The following is a 2,839-nucleotide window of genomic DNA, read 5'->3' as shown; positions in this document are numbered from 1 at the left end:
ATCTACACGGTCGGCGCCTGGATGAACAACCGCCGGCGTGCGCTCATCGTGCGCGTCGGGATCATCGTCAGCATGTTCGTGTGGCTGCTGATCACCATGTACCGCGACGCGATCCGCGAGGCGGACAAGGCGGATGTGATCGCCGGAGCCATGTCGCCCTACGTGGCCTTCATGCTCATCCAACTGCTGCTGAACGTGCTCTACTTCGGCGGCGCCTACTACTTCGGCGAGCGCTCGTGGGCAGCGGCGGCACAGCTGGCCGTGCTCGAGCAGCGGACGGCCGAGCTCGAGCGCGAACGCGAGGTCACCGCGGCCCAGGCCGTCGCGCTCGACCGGGTGCGCATCGCCAGAGAGCTGCACGATGTCGTCGCCCATCACGTGTCCGTCATGGGCGTGCAGGCCGGGGCCGCGCGCCTGGTGCTGGAGCGGGATCCGGAGGAGGCCTCTCGCATCCTCACGGGCATCGAGGGGTCGGCGCGCGACGCCATCCACGAGCTGCGCCAACTGCTGGAGACTCTGCGGACCCCGGGAGGAGAGCCGACCGACGGCGCCTCGACCCTGGCTCTCGACGACATCGCAGAACTCGCCGAGGCCTCGACCGAGGCGGGACTGCCGACCGCGTACACGGTGATCGGCGAGCCCGCGCCCGTTCCCTCGGTCGTCGCCGTGAATCTGTACCGCATCGCGCAGGAATCGCTGACGAACGCCCGCCGTCACGCCGGACCCGACGCGACCGCCGACGTCCGCGTGCGCTACGACGACGACGGCGTCGAGGTCGAGATCGTGAACACGGGACGACCGGTGGCGCAGCTGCGGCCAGGACTCGGCCAACTGGGCATGCGCGAGCGCGCCACGGCCTCTGGTGGCACGCTCGAGGTGACCCCCCGGCCGTTCGGGGGCCTGCGCGTGCGCGCCCGCGTACCCTTCGCCGCGGCGACCGGGACGGGTGCGAGCCGATGAACGATCCGATCCGCGTGCTGCTCGTCGACGACCACGCCCTGCTGCGCGCCGGCTTCCGCACGATTCTCGACACGCAGCCCGACATCGCGGTGGTCGGCGAGGCGTCGACCGGTGCGGAGGCGGTGGCGCAGGCATCCGCCCTCCGTCCCGACGTCATCATGATGGACGTGCAGATGCCCGACATGGACGGGATCGAAGCGACCGGACGCATCGTCGCCGACCCCGCGGTCCACGCGGCCATCGCAATCGTCACGACCTTCGACCGCGACGACTACCTGTACCGGGCACTGGAGGCCGGAGCCGGCGGCTTCCTGCTCAAGAACGCCGGTCCCGAAGATCTGATCGCGGCCGTCCGGGCGCTCGCCGCCGGCGACGGGATGCTCGCCCCCGAGGTGACGCGCCGTGTGCTGGCACGCTTCGCCGCGACGCCCCCGCCGGTGTCCGCCCCCAGCTCCGTTCCTCCCTCGGGCGGCGCCATCCCGGTCGTGCTCGCCGAGCCTCTCACCGAGCGCGAGGCCGAGGTGCTGACGCTGCTCGCCGACGCTCGGAGCAACGCCGAGATCGCGCAGGCGCTCTTCATCGGAGAAGCCACCGTCAAGACGCACGTCTCACGCATCCTGCAGAAGCTGGGCGCCCGCGATCGCGTGCAGGCGGTCGTGCTCGCCCATCGCATGGGGCTCGCCTAGCCACGGCCGTCGCACCGTCTCGGTCCCCCACGACAACGCCGTCGAAGCAATCCGCCCGTTCTCCGTAATGAACGCGCGGATTCCCCATCTCTTCCGACGTAGGAGACCACCGACGCCCGAGGGATGAGAATGAACGCGCCAGCACTGCCGGAGATGAGATCCACTGTCGAGCATCCGCACGGGAAGGCCCCGGCGTCGTCACACCAGGCCCTCTTCCACGTCGGCGGTCAGGACTGTTCCCGGGTGCTGACGCCCCGCGTGCGGCGACTCGCATGAGCGCTTCGGAGCCGAGACCCGGCACCATCTTCATCACCGGCACGTCGACCGGACTCGGCCGCGCGGCCGTCACGCTGTTCTCAGGACGGGGTTGGCGGGTGATCGCGACGATGAGAGACCCCGAGAAGGAGCAGGAACTCGGCGCCCTGCCCGGCGTGATCCTCAAACGGCTCGACGTCGACGATGCCGAATCTATCGTGCGCGTGGTCGCGGAGACCCTCGCCGAACATCCGGTCGATGTGCTCTTCAACAACGCGGGATACGGCCTCGCCGGACCGTTCGAGGCGAGCAGCGACGAGCAGATCGTGAAGAACCTCACGACGAACCTGCTCGGCCCGATGCGCGTCACCAAGGAGTTCATTCCGGCATTCCGAGAGCAGGGCTCGGGAGTGATCCTCACCACGACCTCGATCGGCGGTCTCGTCACGATGCCGTTCAACTCGGTCTATCACGCGGCGAAGTTCGGCGTGGAGGGCTGGAGCGAGAGCCTGTCCTACGAGCTCAAGCCGTTCGGCATCCGCGTCAAGACACTCGCCCCCGGAGGGATCCGCACCGACTTCGGTGGTCGGAGCCTCGATCAGTCGAGCCACGCCGTGTACGCTGATGCGCTCGTCGCCGCGACTCGGCGATTCCGCGACCCGGCTCGCGACGCCACGCGCTCCTCTGCCGAAGAGATCGCCGAGATCGCCTACGGCGCGGTCACGGATGGCACCGATCAGATCACGTACGTCGCCGGGGTCGACGCCCACGAGTACCACCGACTGCGAGAACACCTGGGACAGACGGGTTTCGTCGCGGAGTCGACGCGGCTGTTCTTCGGCGACTGACCGGGCGACGGTGCACCACCCGCGGTAGCCTCGAAGCCATGCCCGACGCCGCACCCCTGTCCCGCCCGATCCTGGCGGGAGTGGTGACGG

The 2,839-nt window shown here is 69.4% G+C and carries 3 protein-coding genes; all 3 read left to right on the top strand.

Annotated elements, in window-relative coordinates; genetic code table 11:
* A partial coding sequence (locus tag AX744_RS10400; RefSeq protein ID WP_061016743.1) for a sensor histidine kinase occupies positions 1-960 on the top strand: 960 nt, incomplete at its 5' end.
* Positions 957-1,646 carry a response regulator gene (locus AX744_RS10395; protein ID WP_061016741.1) on the top strand — a complete coding sequence of 230 codons (690 nt, stop codon included), beginning with the start codon at positions 957-959 and terminating at the stop codon, positions 1,644-1,646. The genes AX744_RS10400 and AX744_RS10395, both read left to right, overlap by 4 nt.
* Before the next feature lie 272 nt (positions 1,647-1,918).
* A complete protein-coding gene (locus AX744_RS10390; protein WP_061016740.1) occupies positions 1,919-2,749 on the top strand; it encodes an SDR family oxidoreductase in 831 nt (276 codons plus the stop codon).
* Positions 2,750-2,839 lie beyond the last annotated feature (90 nt).

Origin of the sequence: Microbacterium sp. CCH5-D1, from assembly GCF_001557335.1 — a bacterium.
GTDB classification, from domain to species: Bacteria; Actinomycetota; Actinomycetes; order Actinomycetales; family Microbacteriaceae; genus Microbacterium; species Microbacterium oxydans.
This window is presented reverse-complemented; position numbering and strand designations above follow the sequence as displayed.